This is a genomic window from Nocardia sp. CA-145437, assembly GCF_050956485.1.
GTDB lineage: Bacteria > Actinomycetota > Actinomycetes > Mycobacteriales > Mycobacteriaceae > Nocardia.
This window is the reverse complement of record NZ_CP191204.1, coordinates 381,969-403,906: the sequence shown is the minus strand read 5'-3', so window position 1 is coordinate 403,906 and position 21,938 is coordinate 381,969. Positions and strand designations below refer to the sequence as shown.

The 21,938-nt window shown below is 69.3% G+C and carries 21 protein-coding genes; 8 read left to right on the top strand and 13 right to left on the bottom strand.

Translation table 11 applies throughout. The annotated features are described in order from the left end of the window. Window positions 1-133: 133 nt before the first annotated feature. Window positions 134-1,447, bottom strand: coding sequence for a septum site-determining protein Ssd (gene ssd / locus ACQPYY_RS01840; protein ID WP_433592560.1), 1,314 nt, complete (start codon window positions 1,445-1,447; stop codon window positions 134-136). A 438-nt stretch (window positions 1,448-1,885) separates the two neighbouring features. Here ssd and ACQPYY_RS01835 point away from each other — a divergent pair, with 438 nt between their 5' ends. Then, window positions 1,886-2,686: an HAD family hydrolase gene (locus ACQPYY_RS01835; RefSeq protein ID WP_379103658.1), complete on the top strand. Its 801-nt coding sequence runs from the start codon at window positions 1,886-1,888 to the stop codon at window positions 2,684-2,686. A 469-nt stretch (window positions 2,687-3,155) separates the two neighbouring features. On the opposite strand, the gene ACQPYY_RS01830 is transcribed toward ACQPYY_RS01835, so the two are convergent. The 5 genes from ACQPYY_RS01830 to ACQPYY_RS01810 all read right to left on the bottom strand — a co-directional run bounded on the left by ACQPYY_RS01830 (window position 3,156) and on the right by ACQPYY_RS01810 (window position 9,136). Continuing rightward, window positions 3,156-3,902: an oxidoreductase gene (locus ACQPYY_RS01830; RefSeq protein WP_357087649.1), complete on the bottom strand. Its 747-nt coding sequence runs from the start codon at window positions 3,900-3,902 to the stop codon at window positions 3,156-3,158. Between the two features lie 61 nt (window positions 3,903-3,963). Beyond that, window positions 3,964-5,634 (bottom strand): dipeptide ABC transporter ATP-binding protein, encoded by a 1,671-nt coding sequence (locus ACQPYY_RS01825; protein WP_433592559.1) that lies wholly within the window; start codon window positions 5,632-5,634, stop codon window positions 3,964-3,966. After that, window positions 5,631-6,590, bottom strand: coding sequence for an ABC transporter permease (locus ACQPYY_RS01820; protein ID WP_433592558.1), 960 nt, complete (start codon window positions 6,588-6,590; stop codon window positions 5,631-5,633). The genes ACQPYY_RS01825 and ACQPYY_RS01820 overlap by 4 nt, the downstream gene beginning before the upstream one ends. A 13-nt stretch (window positions 6,591-6,603) precedes the next feature. Beyond that, window positions 6,604-7,530: an ABC transporter permease gene (locus tag ACQPYY_RS01815; RefSeq protein ID WP_433592557.1), complete on the bottom strand. Its 927-nt coding sequence runs from the start codon at window positions 7,528-7,530 to the stop codon at window positions 6,604-6,606. A gap of 4 nt (window positions 7,531-7,534) precedes the next feature. Further along, complete coding sequence (locus ACQPYY_RS01810) at window positions 7,535-9,136, bottom strand: peptide ABC transporter substrate-binding protein (protein WP_433594544.1); 1,602 nt, start codon at window positions 9,134-9,136, stop codon at window positions 7,535-7,537. 209 nt (window positions 9,137-9,345) lie between these two features. Here ACQPYY_RS01810 and acs point away from each other — a divergent pair, with 209 nt between their 5' ends. From acs to ACQPYY_RS01790, 4 genes are all read left to right on the top strand, one after another. After that, a complete protein-coding gene (gene acs, locus ACQPYY_RS01805; RefSeq protein ID WP_433592556.1) occupies window positions 9,346-11,292 on the top strand; it encodes an acetate--CoA ligase in 1,947 nt (648 codons plus the stop codon). A gap of 202 nt (window positions 11,293-11,494) precedes the next feature. Beyond that, window positions 11,495-12,721, top strand: a complete 1,227-nt coding sequence (gene nhaA, locus ACQPYY_RS01800) for a Na+/H+ antiporter NhaA (RefSeq protein WP_433592555.1) — start codon at window positions 11,495-11,497, stop codon at window positions 12,719-12,721. A 41-nt stretch (window positions 12,722-12,762) separates the two neighbouring features. After that, complete coding sequence (locus tag ACQPYY_RS01795) at window positions 12,763-13,305, top strand: phage holin family protein (protein WP_357275585.1); 543 nt, start codon at window positions 12,763-12,765, stop codon at window positions 13,303-13,305. A gap of 23 nt (window positions 13,306-13,328) precedes the next feature. After that, entirely contained in the window at window positions 13,329-14,276 is a 948-nt protein-coding gene (locus ACQPYY_RS01790; RefSeq protein ID WP_433592554.1) for an alpha/beta fold hydrolase, read from the top strand. Window positions 14,277-14,339: 63 nt separating this feature from the next. On the opposite strand, the gene ACQPYY_RS01785 is transcribed toward ACQPYY_RS01790, so the two are convergent. Genes ACQPYY_RS01785 through nth form a run of 4 tightly spaced genes read right to left on the bottom strand, consistent with a single transcriptional unit; the run spans window position 14,340 to window position 17,632 of the window. Continuing rightward, a complete protein-coding gene (locus tag ACQPYY_RS01785) occupies window positions 14,340-15,533 on the bottom strand; it encodes a MarP family serine protease (protein WP_379103640.1) in 1,194 nt (397 codons plus the stop codon). Beyond that, window positions 15,530-16,258: an NUDIX hydrolase gene (locus ACQPYY_RS01780; protein ID WP_379103637.1), complete on the bottom strand. Its 729-nt coding sequence runs from the start codon at window positions 16,256-16,258 to the stop codon at window positions 15,530-15,532. Before ACQPYY_RS01780 ends, ACQPYY_RS01785 begins: the two co-directional genes overlap by 4 nt. A 40-nt stretch (window positions 16,259-16,298) precedes the next feature. Beyond that, entirely contained in the window at window positions 16,299-16,955 is a 657-nt protein-coding gene (locus tag ACQPYY_RS01775; protein ID WP_379103635.1) for a TlpA family protein disulfide reductase, read from the bottom strand. Then, a complete protein-coding gene (gene nth, locus ACQPYY_RS01770; RefSeq protein ID WP_433592553.1) occupies window positions 16,952-17,632 on the bottom strand; it encodes an endonuclease III in 681 nt (226 codons plus the stop codon). Before nth ends, ACQPYY_RS01775 begins: the two co-directional genes overlap by 4 nt. Window positions 17,633-17,939: 307 nt before the next feature. Between nth and ACQPYY_RS01765 the strand changes: the two genes are divergently transcribed. After that, window positions 17,940-18,167 (top strand): hypothetical protein, encoded by a 228-nt coding sequence (locus tag ACQPYY_RS01765; protein WP_379103633.1) that lies wholly within the window; start codon window positions 17,940-17,942, stop codon window positions 18,165-18,167. 270 nt (window positions 18,168-18,437) lie between these two features. Further along, window positions 18,438-19,112: a Crp/Fnr family transcriptional regulator gene (locus ACQPYY_RS01760; protein WP_019044571.1), complete on the top strand. Its 675-nt coding sequence runs from the start codon at window positions 18,438-18,440 to the stop codon at window positions 19,110-19,112. 101 nt (window positions 19,113-19,213) lie between these two features. Here the strand turns inward: ACQPYY_RS01760 and ACQPYY_RS01755 are convergent, their stop codons facing one another. The 3 genes from ACQPYY_RS01755 to ACQPYY_RS01745 form a co-directional block, all read right to left on the bottom strand. Then, window positions 19,214-20,020 (bottom strand): MBL fold metallo-hydrolase, encoded by an 807-nt coding sequence (locus ACQPYY_RS01755; protein WP_379103631.1) that lies wholly within the window; start codon window positions 20,018-20,020, stop codon window positions 19,214-19,216. 104 nt (window positions 20,021-20,124) lie between these two features. Next, on the bottom strand, window positions 20,125-20,580 hold the full coding sequence (locus ACQPYY_RS01750) for a RidA family protein (RefSeq protein WP_433592552.1): 456 nt from the start codon (window positions 20,578-20,580) through the stop codon (window positions 20,125-20,127). Further along, a complete protein-coding gene (locus tag ACQPYY_RS01745) occupies window positions 20,580-20,744 on the bottom strand; it encodes a DUF4177 domain-containing protein (protein WP_213558954.1) in 165 nt (54 codons plus the stop codon). The genes ACQPYY_RS01750 and ACQPYY_RS01745 overlap by 1 nt, the downstream gene beginning before the upstream one ends. A 173-nt stretch (window positions 20,745-20,917) precedes the next feature. Here ACQPYY_RS01745 and ACQPYY_RS01740 point away from each other — a divergent pair, with 173 nt between their 5' ends. Further along, on the top strand, window positions 20,918-21,937 hold the full coding sequence (locus ACQPYY_RS01740) for an ArsA-related P-loop ATPase (protein WP_379103626.1): 1,020 nt from the start codon (window positions 20,918-20,920) through the stop codon (window positions 21,935-21,937). Window position 21,938 lies beyond the last annotated feature (1 nt).

The following is a 21,938-nucleotide window of genomic DNA, read 5'->3' as shown; positions in this document are numbered from 1 at the left end:
CGGCAGTAGGTCAATCGCCCGGCGGTCGATCGCGCGTGCGACAGCGGACCCCCGCCCGATGCCCGTGAGGTGCGCGCATCGGGCCAAATGCCCACGAGCACCCGCTGCAACCGGCAGCGCCCGCACCCCGGCGTCATCGGCCCGCCTGCGCTGACGCCCGCGGCCCCGCGTGGGTGCCACGCGCCCGGGCGAGGCTCCACCAGAACGGGCCCGGGTGGCGCGCTGCGCGGTCATGGCCGGGACCACCGGTGAACAAGGCCGTCAGCGCGGACTCGGCGGCGGAGCGGAGCGGACCGCGACGGCGCACGGTGAGGCCACCTCGTTCCAGGCGCTCGGTCAGCCCCGGCTGGGAGGGAACGGCCGACAGCAGTGGCAGCGCGAGAGTCTCCGCGATGTCGGTGGGCGTGAGGCCGCCGGGGGCCGGTCCGCGGATGATCAAGCGCACATGCGGGTTTCGAGCCTTCAGGTAGGCCGCCGCGGACTTCGCCGCCGCGATCGAACGCAGCCGCGCCTGCGTCACCAGCACCACCAGATCCGCCAGATCGAGAACCTGATCCGTGTGCGGACCATGGTCACTGGACAGGTCGGCGACCACCAGATCACCAGCCGCGCGACCACCCTCGAGGACGGCGCGCACCGCCGCCGGCGCCAGCGGAGAATTCGCCCCACCGCGATCCGCCCACGCGCCGCTCGGCGCCTCCGCTCCGGAGCCGAGTTCGGTTGCCACTCCGGAGATTCCGTGGAGACCGGCCATCTCGCCGCGATCGATCTCACAGCCCTCCGCATCGAGTTCCCCTGCGGGAGCGGCTCTTCCACAGGAGAGGACCGCCAGTCCCGAAGCGCTGGGCAGGGCCTCGTGCAGCGCCGATGCGGCGACACGGCCGTGTTCGATGGTGAGGTCGGGCCACCGCAGGCCCGCGTGCTTCTCCAGACCGAGCAGCAGATCGAGGCCGCCGCCGTAGGGCGCGCAGTCGACGAGCAGGGTGCGGTCGCGGAAACGTCCTGCGGCGGTGAGGGCTACGGCGGCGGCGAGCACCGAGGCGCCCGCACCGGCGCCCGCGCCCGCGACCGCGAGGACCGCGCCGTCGCCGGGACGGCGGCCGTCGTGGGCGGCGAAGGCGGCGATCAAGGCGTCGGCTGCGGCCGGCAGGGGAAGGACTTGTTCGGCGCCCGCCGCGGTGGCGGCTTGCCAGTCGAGCAAACTCGGCTCGCCGTCGGTCACCAGGAGGATCCCCGGGCGGCGGGGGTGCCCGGCGGATACGCAGCTATGCGCGGCGGCGGTGTCGAGGATGATGACGGACGCGGCTGTCCAGGGGTGTCGACCCGGGGGTGGCACGCGTTCGTCGAGCGGGCGGTCGGCCGCGGCGGCGATGCGGCGGATCTCCTCGCGCAGACGGGGATCGGCGACCAGCGCGAGCGCGGGTGGGGTGACGGCATCGGAGTTCATGCAGGTCAGCGTCGCCTGATTGGCGAAGCGGCGACAGCGGCCCGACGGCGGGTGTGGATAACACGCGGCCTGTGCACAATTCGGGAAGCGTGGGCGGATCCGAAACCGCCTGAAAATAGAGGACGGCCCCAGCCGGGGGGGGAGGAGGCTGGGGCCGTCGGGTTCAGCCCCGGGGGGTCGGGCTGAACGCGCCTGGACCATGTCCAGGTAACTGCGATACTACACCCAAGCCCCGGCCGTATTGCAAGTCCGCCCGGCGAGTCTTTTTCCCGTCCTGACCGCCCGGCTTCCAGCTGGCTAACCCCGGCGAACCCCGGTTCGAACGTGACGTCGACCATGCCCGCCGACCGAGTCGCATGAAGGACCCCGGCGCATCGGGGACCCGCGCGGGACGACCCACGACGCCCGCCGCGCGGCGCGGAACCATATCCTGGACCCGTGACAGCCGAACGCGGACGAGTCGCCGCCTTCTTCGATCTCGACAAGACGGTGATCGCCCGGTCGAGCGCCTTCGTCTTCAGCAAGCCGTTCCTGGACCAGGGCCTGCTCAGCCGGCGCGCGGTGCTGGAGAGCAGCTACGCGCACTTCCTGTTCCTGCTGTCCGGCGCTGATCACGACCAGATGGAGCGCATGCGCGAGCACCTCACCAAGATGTGCGCGGGCTGGGATGTCGACCAGGTGCGCTCGATCGTCGCCGAGACCCTGCACGACATCGTGGACCCGCTGATCTACGCGGAAGCCGCGGATCTCATTGCGGACCATCGGATTCGGGGACACGACGTGGTGATCGTCTCCGCCTCCGGCGAGGAGGTGGTGGCCCCCATCGCGGCAGCCCTGGGCGCGGATCATTTCGCCGCCACCCGCATGGTGATCGAAAACGGCCGGTACGCGGGCGAAGTGGAGTTCTACTGTTATGGCCCCGGCAAGGTCGAAGCGATCGAAAAGCTTGCCGCGCACTACGATTACGACCTGGACCGCTGCTACGCCTACTCCGACTCGGTGACCGACCTGCCGATGCTGGAGGTGGTCGGCCACCCGACCGCGGTGAACCCGGACCGGGGTCTGCGGCGCGAGGCCGCCGCCCGCGGCTGGCCGGTACTGGCCTTCTCCAACCCGGTGTCGCTGTGGGCCCGGATCCCGGCGCCGACGACCACCACGGTGGCCGCGACGGTCGCGGTCGGCTTGAGCGCGGTGGCGGCCGGAGCACTGAGTTACCGGCTGCTGCGCCGGCGACGCTGACCCGGTCATTCGTCCGATTCGCCGGGCGTGAAACGAGGCGGACACGCCTGGATTGGAAAGTTTCCGCAGGTCTTGATGTGACGGCGGTCACGGGGTAACAATGGAGGCACGGAAGGACGGAAGGCCAAGATCGGATCGGAAGAGAAGATTCGACCTCCCATCCCACCCTTCCCAGCACGGACACCAGGCACCCACGCGGAGCACGCCGCGACAAGGGCACGGATAGTTGTGGGCCTGCGTTATCCGGGATTTCGACGGCGAGGGCCTCGCATCCAATGCGGGGATGAACCACCGGATCCCGGAGAGCTCGCCGAGGCCGAAGAGAACACAACCCGAAAAGCACGCTTGGTAACCGGGTAGTCCGTGCTAGCGGGCGGTGAGGTCGCAATCGCGACAACGCCGCCCGCTCTTAATGCGTGTGACACCTCGAATCACGGTGGTGCACACGCGTTTTCGATGTCAGGGGCGTTTACCCCGAGGCCGCGTCCGCGATCGAGCGGGCTTCGCGCGCGCCGTCCTCGAGCGCGCCGCAGGTGAAGATCACCCAGCCGCCGACCCCGTCGGCGGTGCCCATGCCGAAGGAGGCCGCCGCGTCCAGATACGCCTGACGGCGGCGGAGCCAGAAAACCTCGGGAACGCCGAGGCTGTGGGGGTCAAGACCGCTGGACACCGCGACGAGCCGGGAGGCGGCACGGGCGACGATCCCGTCGGCGGTGCCGAAGGGGCGCAGTGAGAGCAACTCCCCGTGGACGACGGCCGCGATGACCGGCGCGGGCGCTTTGGTCGTGGTGACGGTCTGGGCGAGCAGGTCGAGGCGCTCGGCGACTCCGGGCACGTTGCGCGGACGGCCCAGCTGCTGCTGATCCTCGACCATGTCGGCCGCGGCGAGCAGGTGCAGGCGGGCCAGGGCCTGGAGGGGCGCGCGCTGCCAGACGCCGACCAGGTTGGTGAGGGCCTCCGCGTCCAGGGCCTGCCCGACGCGCAGCGAGCCGGCGAGGATCGGGTCCTCGACGTTGCCGTCGGCGGGCAGGTCGATGGTGCCGCCCTCGATGGCGGCCGAGGAGCGGGCCGCGCGGACGGCGGCCTCGGCGGCGGTGGTGGGCCAGCCGCGCCGGTTCGCCCGGTGGCGGTGCACCTCGGCGAGGGCGTCACGGGCCTTGTCGGCGGCGTCGCGCACGCCGGGCAGGTCGACGAGGGGCTGCAGCGGGTCGGTCACGAGATACGAGGCTACTGGCTGGTCACCAGCGCCCCGGCCACCACCTCGCGCCCCGGGCCCGTCAGCTCACGTGCAGATCGCGGCCGGGGATGGCTTCGAGCAGGCGCCGGGTATACGGCGACCGCGGGTTCGCGAACAGGTCGGTGGTGGACGCCGATTCGGCCACCTTCCCGTCCTGCATGACCAGGACCGAATCGGCGATCTGCCGCACCACCGCGAGGTCATGGGTGATGAACAGGTAGGAGAGCCCGAATTCGGCCTGCAGGGTGTTGAGCAGCTCGAGGATCTGGTCCTGCACCAGGACGTCGAGCGCGGACACCGCCTCGTCGCACACGATCAGCTCGGGTTCCAGCGCCAGCGCGCGGGCGATGGCGACGCGTTGCCTTTGGCCGCCGGACAATTCGCGCGGATAGCGGGCGGCCACGGCGGACGGCAGGGCCACCAGGTCCAGGAGTTCCCGGACGCGGGCGTCGCGCGAATCCCGGGTGCCGATGCGGTGGGTGCGCAGCGGTTCGGCGATGGCGCGATGGATCGAGTAGGTGGGATCCAGTGACCCGTACGGGTTCTGGAAGATCGGCTGGATCCGCCGCCGGAAGGCGAGCGGCGTCCGGCGGGCGAGCTCGGCGACCTCCTTGCCGTCGAAGTGCACCGAACCCGCTGTGGGCGTGTCCAATCCGAGTACCAGGGATGCCACCGTCGTCTTGCCGGAGCCCGATTCCCCGACCAGCGCGGTGGTGGTTCCCCGCCGCAGCCGGAACGAGACGTTGTCGGCCGCAGTGAATTCCGTGTGCTTCCACGGCACCGACCCGCGCACCCGATACCGCTTGGTGAGCCCCTCGGCGACCACGATGTCGCCGGGCACGTCGGCCGCCTCGGCGTCGGCCACGTCGATGGCGAGGTTCCGGTAGGCGGCGCGTTCGGCGGTGGTGGCGCTGCGCCGAGCCGCCAGCGAGGGCGCCGCGGCCACCAGTCGTCGCGTGTATTCGTGGCGGGGATCGCGCAGGATCTCCGCGGCCGGTCCGGATTCCACCACCCGCCCGCGGTACATGACCACCAGGTGTTCGGCGCGTTCGGCGGCGAGCCCGAGGTCGTGGGTGATGAGCAGCAGCGCGGTGCCGAGTTCGCGGGTCAGTTCGTCGATGTGGTCGAGGATCTGGCGTTGCACGGTGACGTCGAGCGCGGAGGTCGGTTCGTCGGCGATGAGCAGTTTCGGCCGCGCCGAGAGCCCGATGGCGATGAGCGCGCGCTGCCGCATTCCGCCGGAGTATTCGTGGGGGTACTGGCCGACGCGCCGTTCGGGTTCCTTGATCCCCGCCTCGGCGAGCAGTTCCACGGCTCGCTGCCGCGCGGCCCGTCCGCGCGCGATGCCGTTGGCGGCCAGGGTTTCCGAGATCTGGAATCCGACTTTCCACACCGGGTCGAGGTTGGACATGGGGTCCTGCGGCACGAATCCGATCCCGTTGCCGCGCACCGCGACCAGCTCCGATTCGGATGCTCCCGCGAGATCCCGCCCCTGGAACAGGATGCTGCCGGATTCGACGCGCCCGCCGCCGGGCAGCAGTCCGATGACGGCGTGCGCGGTGGTGGACTTCCCGGACCCGGACTCTCCCACGATGGCCACGGTCTGGCCGGGGTACACGGTGAGGTTCACCCCGCGCACCGCCTCGACCCGGTTGTCCCCGGATCCGAAACACACTCGCAGGTCCCGGATGTCGAGCAGGGGCTCGGTCATCGCCGCTCCTTCGGATCGAGTGCGTCGCGCAGCGCGTCACCGAGCATGATGAAGCCGAGCACGGTCAGCGCCAGCGCGGTGGCCGGGTAGAACAGGATGAGCGATCCGGCGCGCAGTTGCCGCTGTCCGGCCGCGATGTCCGCGCCCCAGGACACTTCGGTGGGCGGCAGTCCGACGCCGAGGAACGACAGGGTGGCCTCGGTGACGATGAAGACGCCCAGCCAGATGGTGGTCACCACGATGACCGGTCCGAGCGCGTTGGGGATGATGTGCCGCACCAGGATCCGGAATCGCGACACCCCGAGCGCCCGGGCCGCGAGCACGTAGTCGCTACCCTTGGCGGCGAGGACCGAGCCGCGGGCGATGCGCGCGACCTGCGGCCAGGTGAAGGCCGCGAGGATGGCGATCACCACCCAGATGGTGCGGTGCCCGGCCAGCTGCATGAGGACGATGGCGGCCAGCATGAGCGGGATGGCGTACACGATCTCGCCGATCCGGGAGATGATCGAATCCAGCGGTCCCCCATAGAATCCCGCGAGCGCGCCGAGGCTGCCGCCGGCGAGCAGGAACAGCAGGGTGGCCCCGACGCCGGTGAGCACGGAGGCCCGCGCGCCGTAGATGGTGCGGGCGTAGATGTCGCAGCCTTGCAGGTCGTAGCCGAACCAGTGGTCCCGATTCGGTGGCGCGAGACTGAAATCCACCACGCAGTGCCGCGGATCCTGTCCGGTGAACAGGCCCGGGAACGCGGCGACCAGCAGCACCAGCACGATGATGGCCATCGAGACCAGGAACAGCGGTTTCCGGCGCAGCTGCCGCCAGGCCGAGCCCCAGAATCCGGCGGGCGCGCCGTGCACGTCGACCCGGTCGGTGGCGACCACTTCGACGGCGTCGGGCGGCGCCACCCAGCGTTCCTGGCCGGGTCGCGGATCACGCCGGGGCGGTGAGGTTTCGGGCATGTCGGCGCTCCCGTCAGGCATAGCGGATCCGCGGGTCGAGCACGGCGTAGAGCAGGTCCACGATCAGGTTGGAGAGCAGGAAGATGACGATGAGCGCGGTCACGAAGGACACCACGGTCGGCGCCTCACCGCGTACCACGGCCTGGTAGAGGGTGCCGCCGACGCCGGGGATATTGAAGATGCCCTCGGTGACGATGGCCCCGCCCATGAGCGCGCCCAGGTCGGCGCCCACGAAGGTGACCACCGGGATCAGCGAGTTGCGCAGGACGTGCACCACGACCACCCGCCGCCGCGGCAGGCCCTTGGCGGTGGCGGTGCGCACGAAGTCGGCGTCCTTGTTCTCCGCCACCGAGTTCCGGGTCAGCCGCAGCACGTAGGCGAAGGACAGCGAGGCGAGGACCAGCGCGGGCAGGACGAGCCGCGGGATGCTCACGTCGGAGCCGACGGTGACGGGCGCGAGATGCCAGGTGACGCCGAACAGGAACTGGGCCAGGAATCCGATCACGAAGATGGGCATGGCGATCACGAGCAGGCTGAGCACCAGCATGGTGGAGTCGAACCAGCCGCCCTTGCGCAGTCCGGCGATCACGCCGAACGCGATGCCGAACACCGCCTCGAAGAACACCGCGAGCAGCGCCAGCCGGAAGGTGATCGGGAAGGCGCGGGCGAGCACTTCGCGCACCGGCCGTCCCGAGTACGAGGTGCCGAAGTCGAGGGTGACGATGCCCTTCAGGTAGTGCAGGTATTGCCACCAGAACGGTTTGTCCAGCCCGTATTGCGCTTTCAGCTGCGCTTCCAGCGCCGGTGTCAGCGTGCGCTGCCCGGCCAGCGCCGTGACCGACCCGCCGGTGACCTTCCAGATCAGGAAGTAGATGAGCAGCGTCGCGCCGAAGAACACCGGGATCATCTGCAGCAGCCGCCGCGCTATGTACCAGGCCATCAGGTCACCTCAGCTCGATGTTCTCGAAGTCGGCCAGGCCGTTCCAGGTCATGACCACGTCGCGGACGCGTTTGGAGTAACCGGCGGAGTTGATGTAGTCGAAGACCGGGATGGTGGGCAGGTCGTGCAGCAGCACGGATTGGGCCTGCCCCACCAGCTTCCACGATTCCTGTTCGGTGGGAGCGGCTTCGGCGGCGGTGAGCAGCCGGTCGAATTCCGGGTTGCTGTAGTCCACGTCGTTGGTCTCCGAGCCGGTCACGAATCCGGGTTCGAGGAATTGCAGCATGGTCGGGTAGTCGCCCTGCCAGCCGTAGCGGAAGGCCTTGCCGATGGTGCGGTGCACGACCTGGTCGCGCAGTTGCTTGAACGTCGGGTAGGGCGCGCCGACCGCGTCGATGTGCAGCGTGTTGCGAATGCTGTTGGCCAGGGCGTCGATCCAGGACTGATGGCCGCCGTCGGCGTTGTACGCGATTTCGAAGCGCCCGCTCCACGGTGCGATGGCGTCGGCCTGGTTCCACAGCCGGACGGCCTCGGCCGGGTTGTAGTCGAGGACGTTCGAGCCGGGCAGGTTCGGGTTGTAGCCGGGCAGGACCGCGGAGGTGAAGTCGCGGGCGGGAATTCGGGTGCCGTGGAAGATCTTCCGCCCGATCTGCGCGCGGTCGATGGCCATCGAGAGGGCCTGCCGTCGCAGCCGTCCCTCCTCGCCGCCGAAGTGGGCCATAGTGGGCTGGAAACCGAGCCACTGATTCTGCGCGGTGGGGGCCTCGATCGCGCGGTCGCCGAGATCGCGCTGGTACACGGCGATCGCGCTGTCGGGGATGGTGTCGAGCACGTCGAGGTTGTCGGCCAGCAGATCCGAGTAGGCGGCGTCGAAGTTGGAGTAGAACACGAAGGTGAGGCCCTTGTTGCGCGGCGGCCGCCCGCCCCGGTAGCTCTCATTGGGCACGACGGTGAGCTGCACGTCGTGCTGCCAGGCATTGCCGTCGGCGAATCGGTAGGGGCCGTTGCCGATCGGGTGCTCCCCGAAGCCCTTCATGTCCTTGAAGGCGGCGGCGGGCAGCGGATAGAACGGCGCGTAGGCCAGGCGGGTCCGGAAGTCGATGGTGGGCGCGACCAGGTCGACGGTGAAGTGCAGGTCGTCGACCACCTTCAGCCCCGACATGGTCTGCGCGCGTGGCGGATCGGCCTGCACATCCGCGAATCCGGCGATCGGGCCGTAGGTGTAGCTCTGCAGCTGCGCGTTGGTGACCAGCGCCCCGAAGTTCCAGGCGTCCACGAAAGAGTGTGCGGTGACCGGTGTTCCGTCGCTGAAGGTCCACCCGGGCTTCAGGGTGATCCGGTAGTGCTGCTGGTCGGTGGTGTCGATGGATTCGGCCACCTCGTCGTGCAGCGCGCCGCGCTGGTCGATGTAGCGCAGTCCCGCGAACAGCCGGTCGACGATGCGCCCGCCGCCGTTCTCGTTGGTATTGGAGGGGATCAGCGGATTCTGCGGTTCGGTGCCGTTGACGGCGATCATGTCGCCGTAGACCGGGGTGACGGCGCATCCGGTCAGGCTCACGCCCGCGATCAGCGCGAGTACGGCGGCCAGCACGGCGATCCCTCTGATTCTCAACGCGTTCTCCCGCCTCGAGCCGCTGTCGGTGACAGGGACAGTAGTGACCGTCACCGCCCTTGTCAGGGGATCGCATCACCGTGTGTCCCCTGGGGCCGCCCCACCGATCGAGACAGCGCAGCCCGGCCCAGGTCACACTCGGTTAGGGTCGGACGTGGCCGTCGTCACCCACGCGGCTTGCACGCGAGAGAAGAAGAGACGAGATGACCGAGACATCCGCAGACCACCTGGATGCCTATCCGCCCAGCGCTGAGTTCGCGGCCGCCGCCAATGGCGACGCCTCTCTTTATGCTCGATCCCAGTCCGACCGGGAGGGCTTCTGGGCCGAGCAGGCGCGCCGCCTGCACTGGCATCAGCCGTTCACCCAGGTGCTGGACTGGACCGACGCCCCCTTCGCCACCTGGTTCGCCGACGGCAAGCTGAACGTCGCCTACAACTGTGTGGACCGGCACGTGCTCGACGGGCACGGCGATCAGGTCGCCATCCACTGGGAGGGCGAGCCGGGCGATTCCCGCGACCTCACCTACGCCGACCTGCTGGCCGAGGTGTCGAAGGCCGCCAACTACCTGACCGGCCTCGGCCTGGTCGCCGGCGACCGGGTCGCCATCTACATGCCGATGGTCCCCGAGGCCATCGTGTCGATGCTGGCGTGCGCCCGCCTGGGCCTGACCCATTCGGTGGTGTTCGCGGGCTTCTCGCCCAGCGCCCTGCGCCAGCGCGTCGACGACGCCGCGGCCAAGCTGGTCATCACCACCGACGGCCAGTGGCGGCGCGGCGCCGCGGCCCCGCTCAAGGCGGCCGTGGACGAGGCGCTCGCCGAGGGCGAGTCGACCGTCGAGCATGTGCTCGTGGTGCGCCGCACCGGCCTCGACACCGAGATGACCGAGGGCCGCGACCTGTGGTGGGACGAGACGGTCGCGCTGTCCTCCCCCGAGCACGAGGCACAGGCCTTCGACGCCGAGCACCCGCTGTTCATCCTCTACACCTCCGGCACCACCGGGAAGCCCAAGGGCATCCTGCACACCTCCGGCGGCTACCTGACCCAGGCGGCGTACACCCACCACCAGGTGTTCGACCACAAGCCGGGCCAGGACGTGTACTGGTGCACCGCCGACATCGGCTGGGTGACCGGGCACAGCTACATCGTGTACGGCCCGCTGGCCAACCGCGCCACCGAGATCGTCTACGAGGGCACCCCGAACTTCCCGGACGAGCACCGGCACTGGCAGATCATCGAGAAGTACGGCGTCAGCATCTATTACACGGCGCCGACGCTGGTCCGCACCTTCATGAAGTGGGGCCGCGAGATCCCGGACGCGCACGACCTGTCGAGCCTGCGGCTGCTGGGCTCGGTCGGCGAGCCGATCAACCCGGAGGCCTGGCGCTGGTACCGGGATGTGGTGGGCGGCAACCGGACTCCCATCGTGGACACCTGGTGGCAGACCGAGACCGGCGCCATCATGATCTCCCCGCTGCCCGGCTTCACCGCGGCCAAGCCGGGCGCGGCCATGACCCCGCTGCCCGGCATCTCCGCGAAAGTCGTTGACGAGGAGGGCAATCCGGTCCAGCTGGGCGAGACCGAGGCCAACGGGTATCTGGTGCTCGACGAGCCGTGGCCGTCCATGCTGCGCGGCATCTGGGGCGACAACGAGCGCTACGTGGACACCTACTGGTCCCGCTACGCCGAGAAGGGCTGGTACTTCGCCGGCGACGGCGCCAAGCTCGACAAGGACGGGGACCTGTGGGTGCTCGGCCGCGTCGACGACGTGATGAACGTGTCGGGCCATCGCATCTCGACCGCCGAGGTGGAGTCCGCGCTGGTCGGGCACTCGGGCGTGGCCGAGGCGGCGGTGGTCGGCGCGTCCGACGACACCACCGGCCAGGGCATCGTGGCGTTCGTGATCCTGACCGCCGAGGCCAAGGACACCGGCGCGGATCTGATCACCGAGCTCAAGGCCGAGGTCTCCCGCGAGATCTCCCCGATCGCGCGCCCGCGCGAGATCCACGTGGTGCCGGAGCTGCCGAAGACCCGCTCGGGCAAGATCATGCGCCGCCTGCTGCGCGACGTGGCCGAGGGCCGCGAACTGGGCGACACCTCAACCCTGGTGGACCCCAATGTCTTCGAGGCCATCCGAGCCGGCAAGGCGTAACCGGTAGCACCCCGCGCGAGGCCTTCCGATCGCTGATCGGGGGGCCTCGCTGCCATGGGATGGTCAAGAAGTTCCGGGCAAACCGTTAGAATTGCGCAAAAGGTGTGCCGGGAAGTCTGGTCGGCATGCGGTTGTGCCGTTGATCCCGTCAGTGGTGTGCACGCCGCTGTTCTGTCGAACGTACGGCTGAAAGGTGCACCCGGTGATCGCTCAGGTCCGATCGGAGCTCACGCGCTATCTGAGAACCGAAACCTTCGGTGGCGCACTCCTTCTCATCGCCGCCGCGAGCGCGCTCATCTGGATCAACTCACCGTGGGGCGCGAGCTACACGACCATGGTCGAGACCAAGCTCGCGATTCCCGCCCTCCACCTGGACCTCACGCTCGCCGACTGGACCAAGGACGGCCTGCTCGCCGTCTTCTTCTTCGTCGCCGGACTGGAGCTCAAACGCGAACTGGTGGTCGGCGAGCTCGCCGATCGCAAACGCGCCACCCTGCCCATCGTGGCCGCCGTCGGCGGCGTGATCATGCCCGCGATCATCGCCATGGTGGTCGGGCACGGCGTGGCGGGCATGGATCGCGGCTGGGCCATCCCGGTCGCCACCGATATCGCCTTCGCGCTGGCCGTGCTGGCCATGACCGGGTCGCGGATTCCGGCCAGTGCCAGGGTGTTCCTGCTCAGCCTGGCCGTGGTGGACGACCTGATCGCCATCATCCTGATCGCGGTGCTGTTCACCACCACCCTGAAGATGCTGTGGCTGCTGATCGCCGTCCTGTGCTTCGCGGGCTGGGCGCTGGGCCAGCGGTTCCGGATCGGCACGCCGTTCCTCTATGTGCCGCTGGGCCTGCTCTCCTGGTACGCCCTGCACGAAGCCGGGATTCACGCCACACTGGCGGGCGTCGCGTGCGGCCTGCTCACCCGGGTGCGCCCGGATTCCGGCGAGGACGTGCACTGCGTGCCCGCGGCCCGGCTCGAGCACTTCTTCCAGCCCATCTCCGCGGCGCTGTGCGTGCCGCTGTTCGCGCTGTTCGCCTCCGGCGTCCCGCTGGATTCGGCCGTGCTGTCGAAGCTGTTCACCAACCGGATGTCGCTGGCCATCATCCTGGGTCTACTGGTCGGCAAGACAGTCGGTATCTTCGGATTCAGTTGGCTCGCCGTGCGGTTGAGGATCGCCGAACGACCGGGTGCTCTCGGGTATCGGGACATGTTCGCCCTGTCGGTACTGGGCGCGATCGGCTTCACCGTTAGCCTCTTGGTGGCAGAACTGGCCTTGGAAGACGTCGGCGACGGGTCGGCGGCAGAACTCGCGAAAGCGGCTGTGTTGCTCACGTCTTTGACGGCTTCCCTGGCCGGTTCGGCGCTACTGTTGCGTCGTGGCCGTGCTCACCAGGCACGACGTGACGAGCGCGCACTGCAAAGTCAAGAGTGACACCGGAACGTACTACCGGGACATGGAGAAGGGTCGAGCAATTGAGCTTCACACAGGGCGGTAACGGCTACGACGGGAACCGCACCCGCACCGTCACCTCGATTCCGTTGTCCGATATCGACGCCCATCAGTCGGCCACCATCGGCAGTCTGGTCCGCGACGCCACCGAGCAGATGTCGACCCTGGTGCGCGCCGAGGTGGAGCTCGCCAAGACCGAGGTCACCGGCGAGATCAAGAAGGGCCTGCAGGGCAGCGTCTTCTTCATCCTGGCGCTGACCATCCTGCTGTTCAGCTCCTTCTTCTTTTTCTTCTTCCTCGCCGAACTGCTCGACGTGTGGCTGTACCGCTGGGCCGCGTTCCTGGTGGTGTTCCTGCTGATGATCGCGGCGGTCGCGGCCTTCGCGCTGCTCGGCTACCTCAAGGTGCGCAAACTGCGCGCGCCGGAGAAGACCATCGGCTCGCTGAAGGAGACTCAGACGCTGTTGTCGAGCAGCTTCAGCCACTCCGACGAGCACTCGGTGGACGCCACCGTCGGCAGCACCGATAAATTCGGCTCCGCCGAAGTCGGCAAGCCCCGGGCCTAGACCTTCGATTACGCTCCTTCGGCGTGTCGTCGAAATCGCAGCCGGATCCGTCCGCAGTCCGCTATGACGGGCCGTGGACCCATCGCGACGTGCGCGCCAACGGCATTCGCTTCCATGTCGTCGAGGCCGCGCCCGAACCCGCCCAGCCCGGAACCAGCACGCCGCTGGTGCTGCTGCTGCACGGTTTCGGCGATTTCTGGTGGTCGTGGCGGCATCAGCTGACCGGGCTGGCCGCGCGCGGCTACCGCGCCGTCGCGGTGGACCTGCGCGGCTACGGCGACACCGACAAGCCGCCGCGCGGCTACGACGGCTGGACCCTCGCCGGGGACGTGGCCGGACTGGTCCGGGCTCTCGGGCACACCGAGGCCACCCTGGTCGGGCACGCCGAGGGCGGGCTGGTGTGCTGGGCCACCGCGGTCCTGCACCCCCGGGTGGTGCGGTCCATCGCCCTGATCAGCTCCCCGCACCCGGTGGCGCTGAAACGGGCCGTGCTGCGCGACGACGCGCAACGCTCGGCCTGGCTGCCCGGCTTCCTGCGCTACCAGCTGCCGCGCCTGCCCGAGCACCGGCTCACCCGCGACGACGGCATCGATATCGAACTGCTGCTGCGCGACCGGGTCAGCGAACAGTTCTCGGCCACCGAGGAATTCGCCGACACCGCCCGCCGCATGCGCACCGCCATCCGGATCCCCGGCGCCGCGCACTGCGCGCTGGAATACCAGCGCTGGGCCTTCCGCAGCCAATGGCGGCCCGACGGTCGGCGATTCATGTCCGCCATGAGCGAGCCCGTACGGGTGCCGACACTGGCCATGTACGGCGACCGCGACCCCTACATCCTGCCGAGCACCATCCACCGGGGACGGCAGCTGTCGCCGGAGCGGCGAATGGTCGAGATTCCCGGCGCGGGTCACTACGCGCACCAGGAGAATCCGGAACCGGTGACCGCGGAGATCGCGAAACTGCTGGCCTGACCGGCCCATACACCGGCAGCGGCCCCCGGCGAATCAGGTCGCCGGGGCCGCTGCCGGTCTCGATCAGCTCAGCACGCAGCTGCCGGTGCCGACGGCCGTCGTCTGGCTCGACGCCGCATCCAGTTCCGGCTTCACCTCGTCGAGGGTCAGCACGTACCCGGTGTCGTCGTCGGTGACGGCCGCGCCGAACACCACGCCCAGGATCCGGCCGTCGGTGTCCACCAGCGGACCGCCCGAGTTACCGGCCCGGACCTGACCGCGAATGGTGTACACCTCGCGCTTGACGTCGGCGTCGCGGTAGATGTTGGGGCCCTTGAGGTTCAGCGTCTCGCGCACCCGGGCCGCGCTGGCCGTGTAGCGCCCGCCGCCCGGGTAGCCGAGCACGATGGAGCTCTCGCCCGTGCCGGCGTCCTTCGGGGCCAGCGCCAACGGCTGGGCATTGAGGCCCGGCACCGAGAGGATCGCGACGTCCTTCTGTGAGTCGAAGAGCACCACGGTCGCCGGGAGCGGACCGCGCGCGGTGTCCACGCTGACGCTGTTGGTGCCCGCCACCACGTGGGCGTTGGTCATGACCCGCTCCGGGGCCACCACGAAGCCCGAACCCTCCAGCTGCCGTTGGCAACTGGGCGCGATGCCGCGGATGCGCAGCACGCTGCCCTGCAGCTGCTGGGCGATGGGCAGCTGCAGCACGCTGGCGTCGGGCGGCTCCACCGCGGTGATCGGGACATGCCCGAACGGGCCGATGACGTCCGGCAGCCCGGAGGTGTTGAGCAGGTTGGAGAAGTCGGTCGGCACCCGGCGCAGCCAGTCCGGCGCGACGTGGTCGACATTGCGCAGCACCTGGGAGTTGGTGACCGCGGCCGCGATGCCCGGCTGCGAGGAGTTGGTCAGCGGCAGCGCCAGCAGCCACGCGGTGGCCAGCACCGCCACCGCCTGCAGGCCCGCGCCCACCACGCTGTCCACGCTGCGGGTGAAAGGATCCCGCATGCCGCCGCGCGCGGCCCGCCCGAGCACCATGCCCGCGACCTCGCCGATGATCACCAGCGCCACGATGAGCAGCACGCCCACCAGCACCCGCGTCCGGCCTTCACTGAGGTGCTTCAGAATGTGCGGCGCGATCAGGATTCCGGCCACCGCGCCCAGGATGACGCCCAGGAAGGCCAGCGCCGAGGCGACCGCGCCCTGCCGCCACCCGGAGGTGGCCGCGAGCAACGCCAGAATGATGATGCCGAGGTCGAGCCAGCCAGAGGCGCTCATAATGTCATCCCTACCGCGGCCAGCGAGGCCTGCAGATCACGTACATCGTGATGGTCCCATTCGTGTTCCCACCCGGATACCGCCAGCAGTCCGGCGAGCACGCCGGCGGTGAACCCCCACACCAGCATTCCGTCCACGGTGAACGCCGGGCCCATATAGCCCAGCGGATGCCGCACCACGAAACGATTGGCCGGATCGATGAGCTCCCGCACCGGCACCCGCGCCACCCGGGCCGCCTCGGTCTCGCTCACCACGCCCACCGCGCCGGGCGTGCGCCAATAGGCGACCACCGGCGTCACATCGAACCGCGACGGCGGCACGAAGATCGTGGGCAGCACCGCGAGCGGCTCCACGCTCGCCGGATCCAGGCCGGTCTCCTCATTGGCCTCGCGCAGGGCCGTGCTGATCGGGCCGTCGTCCTGCGGCTCCACCCCGCCGCCGGGGAACGCCACCTGGCCGCTGTGCTGGCGCAGGGTGGCGGCACGCTGGGTGAGCAGCACGTCGGCGTCGGCCGGAAGCCCGCCCGGCGTATCGGGATCCGCCTCCGGGGAACCGCCGAACAGCACCAGCACGGCCGCGTCCCGGGGCCGGGTCGCGGCGGCGGCGAACCGCCGCATGGCACTGCGTCGCAGGACCGGGTTCACGCCGGTGGGGTCGGCCGGATCGTGCTCGGCCACCCCGCGCAGCCAGGCCGGAATCCCATTGCTGGACGCCTCGAGTCTCATCACCACACCCTCACCGAAAACCACCGCGGACCGGCCGCGCTCACGCCCGGACTCCCAATTCGGCCGCGACGGTATCGGAAATGTCCTCGACGCTGCGGAACGGGCGCACCACGACTTTGGCAACGGTGCCGTCCGCGCGCAACAGCACCGAGATCGGCAGCACGGCGGGCGCGCCGACCGCGGCGCGGACCTTGGAGTTCGGATCCACGACACCCGGCAGGTGGATGCCCAGCCCGCTCAGCCGCGACAGCGCCTTGCCGGTGCCGGGATCACTGTGCACGGTCAGCACCGTGAGCGCGGTCCCCGCCTGCTGCGAGAACTGTTGCAGCAGCGGCAGTTCCTCCGCGCACGGGCCGCACCAGTATGCCCACAGGTTGATCAGGGCGGGCTTGCCCGCCAGCGCCGAGACCAGGTCCACGGGCTTGCCGTCGGCCAGGCAGTCCAGGGTGATGCCGCGCAGCGGGGTGTCGCCGACGGGCGCGCCGGTGGGCCGCGGGCAGGACGCCAGCGCGGCCGCGGCCCGATCGGCCTCGGCGACCGCCGGTTCGGCGGGGGCGGTGGTCGACCCGGTGGCGGTGCTCTTGTCATCGGTGCGGGTGAGCTGCGGCCACAGCGCGACAACGGCCGCCACGGCGACGATCACCGCCGCCAGGACCCAGCGCCACCAGGTGTTGCCCCGCGTCGCCTCGGCGCTCACAGGCCGACCAGTTCGAGAAGGTGCTCGGTCTCCGGGCCCTTCACGAGTTTGGCGGCCTCGGCCGGATCGGTCGGCCCGGTCCCGAAAGCGGGGCAGTCGTTGGCCAGCAGGCAGGCGCCGCACGCGGGCTTGCGGGCATGGCAGACGCGGCGGCCGTGGAAGATCACCCGGTGCGAGAGCATGGTCCAGTCCCGGCGCTCGATCAGCGCGCCGACGGCGTGCTCGACCTTGACCGGATCCTCCTCGGCGGTCCAGCCCCAGCGCCGCACCAGCCGCCCGAAGTGGGTGTCGACGGTGATGCCGGGGACCCCGAAGGCATTGCCGAGGACGACATTCGCGGTCTTGCGCCCGATCCCGGGCAGGGTGACCAACTCGTCCAGGGTGCCGGGCAGTTCGCCGTCGAATCGCTCGACCAGTTCCTGCCCGAGCCCGATCAGCGAATTGGCCTTGTTCCGATAGAAGCCGGTGGGCCGGATGTACTCCTCCAGCTCGGCGCGATTGGCCCCGGCGTAATCGCGTGCGCTGCGGTACTTCACGAACAATGCCGGTGTGGTCTGGTTCACCCGCACATCGGTGCACTGCGCGGAAAGAATTGTGGCGACCGCCAATTCGAGCGGCGTAGTGAAATCAAGCTCACAGTGCGCGTCCGGGAACTCCCGTGTCATTTCCCGATACATCCGCCGCGCGCGCCTGACCAGGCCGGTCCGAGTCTCTTTGTCGCGCTTGCGCGCTTTGGCCGGGCGCGTGAACGATGGCGCATCCGCGACACCGACCGCAGCCTCGGCAGGAACCGCGGCAGCGTCCGATTTCGCTGTCGCGAGGCCCGAATTATCCGGGTCTGCCCCGCTCAGGGCCGCGTTGGATTCAGTGACACGCACGCGTCCACCTTACGGAACCAGCACTACGTCACAACCGGCCAGCGGGTCTGCCGTGTTCCATCTGAGACCTTCGGCGTGTTTACTGCTGCCTATGCAAGGACTCGCTGTGGTGCTGTTTCCGATAGCGCTGATGCTGTTCGCGTTGGTGATGGAACGGGTCGAGAATCGACTTCGCAAGTTGCTCGAACCCGACCCGGAGGTTCAGCAGTACCTCGATCGAGCCACGAATGCCGAGGTCAGCGATCTGACCAAGCTGGGATTGCCGGCCGCCGCCGCGCGTCCCCGGCGGGCCCGGCCCGCAACCAAGGGAATGGACGTCGCGCAGGCCAGCTGACCCGGGCGGGTCGGCGGTCGGGTGGTCCGGTGGCTACGAGCCCCGGACCACTTTTTACGATCTTCATGACGCCGGTCTCACGGCGTGTCGTAGATTCGTGTGAAGCGTGTCGCACGTTGCGTTGTGTGTCGCGTACTGGGGCTCCGCGTACCCGAGTATCAGCTCGGCGCGTGGTGTCTATCACTACCCGGCGGTAATGCAAAGTAGACTGCACTGTCGGCCGAGTCGTTTCGGTCCAGGACAGAGCCATTTCCCATAAGGAGCACATTCGTGGACGAGGCCCTCGCCAGAGCAGGCATCTTCCAAGGCGTCGAGCCCACCGCGGTGGCCGCTCTCGCCAAACAACTACAGCCCGTTGATTTTCCGCGCGGCCACGTCATCTTCAACGAGGGTGAGCCCGGCGACCGGCTGTACATCATCACCTCGGGCAAGGTGAAGATCGGCCGCCGCTCCCCCGACGGCCGGGAGAACCTGCTGACGATCATGGGCCCGTCCGACATGTTCGGCGAGCTCTCGATCTTCGACCCGGGCCCGCGCACCTCGACGGCCACCACCGTCACCGAGGTCAGAGCCGTCACCATGGACCGGGACGCGCTCAAGGCGTGGATCGACCAGCGTCCGGAGATCGCCGAGCAGCTGCTGCGGGTGCTCGCCCGCCGCCTGCGGCGTACCAACAACAACCTGGCCGACCTGATCTTCACCGACGTGCCGGGTCGTGTCGCCAAGGCGCTGCTGCAGCTCGCCCAGCGCTTCGGCACCCAGGAAGCGGGCGCCCTGCGCGTGACCCACGACCTGACCCAGGAAGAGATCGCCCAGCTGGTCGGCGCCTCCCGCGAAACCGTGAACAAGGCCCTGGCCGACTTCGCGCACCGCGGCTGGCTGCGGCTCGAGGGCAAGAGCGTGCTGATCTCCGACTCGGAGCGGCTGGCGCGCCGCGCTCGCTGACGCGAGACGGACAAACGAATACGCCGAAAGGATCGGGCATCACCTCCGTAGCGGTGCCCGATCCTTTCGTGTTTTCGTGTGCCCAGCCCTGACCTGTGCGCCTAGCCCTGCGAACGCAGGTAGGCCAGCTGGGCTTTCACCGAACTGTGCGCCGCGGGCCACAGCCGCTTGTCGACATCGGCGTAGACCTCGGCGACGATCTGCAGGGCTTTGGCGTTGGGGCCCAGCTTCTCCAGCGCCGCGCGCACCTGGTTCAGGCGCTCCTCGCGGTGCGCGATGTAGTAGCGGATGACCGGTTCGGCATCCGGATGGTCCGGGCCGTGCGCCGGGAGCAGGGTGCGGCCGGGAGCCACCGACACCAGGCGATTCAGCGAATCCAGGTACGCGGCCAGTGCACCGTCGGAGGATTCCAGGACCGTGGTCCCACTCCCCAGGACGGTGTCGCCGGTGAGCAGGACTCGCTCGCCATCCGGGCCGTCGACCAGAAAACTCAGCGAATCCCCGGTGTGACCGGGGGTGGCGAGCACGGTGATGCGCACCCCGGCCGCCTCGATGACCTCCCCGTCGGCCAGGACAGTGCCCGAGCCGCGCAGGAATTCGGAGCCCTTGGCGCGCACCGGTGTTCCGGTGGCCTTCACCAGGTGGTCGATGCCGCCGGTGTGATCCGCGTGCTCGTGGGTGATCAGCGTCAGCACGATCTCGCCGCCGGTCGCGCGGACCAGCGCCTCGGTGTGCTTGCGATCCTTCGGACCCGGGTCCACCACAACGTATTCCGTGGCGCCGGGGGCGCGCAGCAGCCAGGTGTTGGTGCCCTGCAACGTCATTCCGCTGGGGTTGTCGGCCAGGACCACGGCGGCGGACGGAGTCACTTGCCGCAGTTGTTCGTACGCGGGGTGGGTGAGCGTCATACTTTTCCGTCCTAATGCACCGCGCGTGATGCGTCCAGAGTTGGACGCATCACGCTTTCGACTGTGCCCCAAGCATTTCTGTGCCCCAAAGGATTTCGGTGGGGCTATCGCACCTCGGCGATGAGCTCCACCTCGACCGGGGTGTCGAGCGGCAGCTCGTTGACGCCGACCGCGGAGCGGGCGTGCACCCCGGCCTCGCCGAGGACCGCGCCCAGCAGTTCGGACGCGCCATTGATGACCAGCGGCTGGCTGTTGAAACCGGCCGCCGAGGCCACGAAGCCGACCACCTTGACGATGCGCACGACATTGTCGAGGCCGACCAGGTCGTGCACCACCGCGAGGGCGTTGAGCGCGGCCAGCTTGGCCATCTCCGCGCCCTGCTCGATGGTGATCTCGGCGCCGAGCTTGCCGGTCAGCGGCAGTTCGCCGTTGACGAACGGCAGCTGACCGGAGGTGTAGACGTAGTTGCCGGTCCGGACGCCCGGCACGTACACCGCGACCGGCTTCGGCGCGACCGGCAGTTCGAGCCCGAGCTCCTTCAGGTTCTCGGCCCAGGTCATCAGCTCTTCGCCCGCTTCAAGTAGGCGACGTGCTGTTCACCGGTCGGTCCGGGCAGCACGGTGACGAGTTCCCAGCCGTCGGAACCCCACTGGTCGAGGATGGCCTTGGTGGCATGGGTCAACAGGGGCACCGTCGCGTACTCCCACACGGTCACTTCACTCATGGGCTGAGAGTAGCCCCGGCGGGGTTCCCGCAGTGCCGCACCCCATCCGCCACGCCGCGGTCCAGGCCGAGGCCGGCCGCGAACCAGAAGTGGTGTATCAGACAGTTTGTCGTGCCTGTGGGCAGGAATTCGGAACGAGTTATAGGCTCGCGAGCGTGGGAGTACCGATAGCAGTGCCCGTTTCGGTTGAGCCGGGGGTCGAAGCAGGTTGGCCGGAGCGGGCGGACAAGGCCCGCCTGCATTACGTATCCGGGAAGGGGGGCACCGGGAAGTCGACGGTCGCCGCGGCGCTCGCGCTGGCACTGGCCGCCGGGGGGCGCCGGGTGCTGCTGGTCGAGGTCGAGGGCAGACAGTCCATCGCGCAACTGTTCGATCTGCCGCCCTTGCCGCCCACCGAGACTCGCATCGCCACCGCGGACGGCGGCGGCGAGGTGATGGCGCTGGCCCTCGACGTCGAGCACGCCTTCCTGGAATACCTCGACATGTTCTACAACCTGGGTTTCGCCGGCCGGGCCATGCGCCGGGTCGGGGCCATCGAGTTCGTCACCACCATCGCGCCGGGCCTGCGGGACGTCATCCTCACCGGCAAGATCAAGGAATGCGCGGTGCGCGCCGACAAGTCCGGCAAGCCCGCCTACGACGAGATCGTCATCGACGCGCCCCCGACCGGCCGGATCGCCAGCTTCCTGGACGTCACCCAGGCCATGGCCGATATCGCCGGCGGCGGGCCGATCGCCTCGCAGGCCGAGGGCGTGTCCAAACTGCTGCACTCCGAGCAGACCATGATCCACCTGGTCACGCTGCTGGAGGCGCTGCCGGTGCAGGAGACCGCCGACGCCGTCGCCGAACTCACCGCCAACGACCTGAACATCGGCACGGTTATCGTGAACCGGGCCGGCGAGGGCTACCTGCCGCGCTCCGTGCGCGAACGCGCCGCCCTCGGCGAGGTCGACGTCGACGCCCTGAAGGCCGGGCTCGCCGAGGCCGGAGTCACCTTGTCCGAGGCCGATTTCCAGGGCCTGGTCGCCGAGACCGTCGAGCACTCCGCGCGCCTGGCCGCCCAGGACGAGAGCGCCGCCGAGCTGTCCCAGCTCGACATCTCGCGGCTGTATCTGCCGTCGCTCACCGACGGCATGGATCTGGGCGGGCTCTACGAGCTGGCCGAAGTCTTGAGCGCGCAGGGGGTTCGCTAGT